Origin of the sequence: Bacillus sp. MM2020_4, assembly GCF_011250555.1 — a bacterium.
In the GTDB taxonomy this organism is placed as follows: Bacteria; Bacillota; Bacilli; order Bacillales; family Cytobacillaceae; genus Neobacillus.
Genome location: NZ_JAANMZ010000093.1, coordinates 1 through 1,889, shown reverse-complemented (window position 1 = coordinate 1,889; position 1,889 = coordinate 1). Strand labels below are relative to the sequence as shown.

General features: G+C 33.8%; 2 protein-coding genes. Both read left to right on the top strand.

The features are described from left to right. Positions 1–37: 37 nt before the first annotated feature. Positions 38–925: a permease gene (locus G6554_RS25160; RefSeq protein WP_166246835.1), complete on the top strand. Its 888-nt coding sequence runs from the start codon at positions 38–40 to the stop codon at positions 923–925. Positions 926–937: 12 nt separating this feature from the next. Beyond that, on the top strand, positions 938–1,834 hold the full coding sequence (locus tag G6554_RS25155; protein WP_166246834.1) for a TIGR03943 family putative permease subunit: 897 nt from the start codon (positions 938–940) through the stop codon (positions 1,832–1,834). Positions 1,835–1,889 lie beyond the last annotated feature (55 nt).

Sequence of the window (1,889 nt, the reverse complement as noted above, 5' to 3'; positions counted from 1 at the left end):
TAGTAGTTGTCTTTATTAGTCTCATTTATCAATCTTCATGAGGGGAGGACATTTCGTGGATCGATTATTACAATTAAATACGATATTCATCAGCATTGTTATCGAAGCTATCCCTTTTATAGTCATCGGGGCATTAATTTCAGCATTGATTGAAGTTTTCGTTTCTGAAAATATGATTATTCGAATGATGCCTAAAAATAGATTTTTATCGGTGATTACAGCGAGTTTATTAGGGGTTTTCTTCCCTGGATGTGAATGTGGAATTGTCCCGATAGCTTCCCGCTTAATAAAGAAGGGAGTAGCCCCACACGCAGCTATCTCCTTTATGCTGGCTGCACCTATTATTAATCCTATAGTTCTATTTGCCACATTTATAGCTTTTGGTGAAAGTTGGACTATGGTTTGGTACCGAGCAGGATTAGCGTTAGGTGTTTCCATTTTGGTCGGTATTTTCTTATCTTTTGTTATCAAAGAAAATCCTTTGAAGGACAATATTGAGGTGCATGTACACAATCATTCTAAACAAAACACCAAACATAAGTTGATAAGTGTTGTTACCCATACAATCGATGAATTCTTAAGTGTAGGTAAATTTCTCGTCATGGGTTCATTAATTGCTGCTTCTATGCAGGTGTATGTTCCTACAAAGATTTTGCTTACTTTAGGTGATACAAAGGTGACTGCAATTCTAGTAATGATGGGTTTGGCATTTATCTTATCGATTTGTTCTGAAGCGGACGCCTTTGTTGCTTCATCATTTAGGAATAGTTTCGGTCAAAGTTCTTTAGTAGCTTTTCTAGTATTTGGGGCCATGTTAGATATTAAGAATATTTTAATGATGACTGGATATTTCCAAAAGAGGCTAATTATCGTATTAGTTTCTTTAATTTCAGTATTTGTATTCATTGGTGCACTTCTTCTGTAAAGGGGGATTTAAATGTTTAGAGTTGTAATATTATTATTGTTTACCAACTTGTTTTTTACTCTACACCTTTCTGGGAATATTTCAAAATATATAAACATGAAATACGCCTTCCTCTCTAAAAGTATGGTGGTGGTATTGTTCTTGTTGACGATTGCTGAAGGAATAAGATGGTATTTATCTGATAAAAAGGAACAAAATGAACAAAATGAACACATTGGTTGTGAATGCCACCATGAACATAATCATGAACTCAAACATGGAAAGGACATTACAAAATCAGCTAAAGGAAAAAAGGTAAAAAGATTTCTATCTTATACGTTTGTGTTAATACCTACTCTTACAGGTGTTCTTTTACCTGTTGCAACTCTAGATTCGCAGCTAGTAAATGCAAAAGGGTTTCAATTCCCTGCATTAGAGGATGGTAAAGATAAATACGGGATGCATCAAGTTCTAAATCCTGATATGAGCCAATTTTTAGGACAAGATGCTTTCTTAAATTTAGTTCGAAAGGAATCAAAGTCTTATAAAGTTAAAGACGATATTACTTTGACAGATGATGATTATTTAAAAGCATTAGAAGTTATTTATAATTATTCTGGGGATTTCGTAGGGAAAACAATTACTTTCAAAGGTTTTTCTTATAATGGTCCCAACCTAAATAACAATCAAATCTTTTTACTTCGATTCGGAATTATACATTGTATAGCTGACTCTGGAGCATTTGGTATGATGATTCAATTTCCAAATGACATTCATATTCCGAATGACCAATGGTACCAAGTAACAGGGACCGTAGATACGGTTTATTATGCACCAATGAAAGCGAGAGTTCCTGTTTTAAAAGTGACAAGTTTTAAAACGATTAGCAAACCCAAAGATCCTTATGTTTATCGAAATAGCTTTAATTAATAAAAGGATATTGGTTAAGGTTTACTATAATATAAAAAAGGACCCAGAGGGTCCT

Coding starts and splice junctions, on each gene's coding strand:
- G6554_RS25155 (WP_166246834.1), top strand. CDS start 938: ATGTTTAGAGTTGTAATATTATTATTGTTTACCAACTTGTTTTTTACT.
- G6554_RS25160 (WP_166246835.1), top strand. CDS start 38: ATGAGGGGAGGACATTTCGTGGATCGATTATTACAATTAAATACGATA.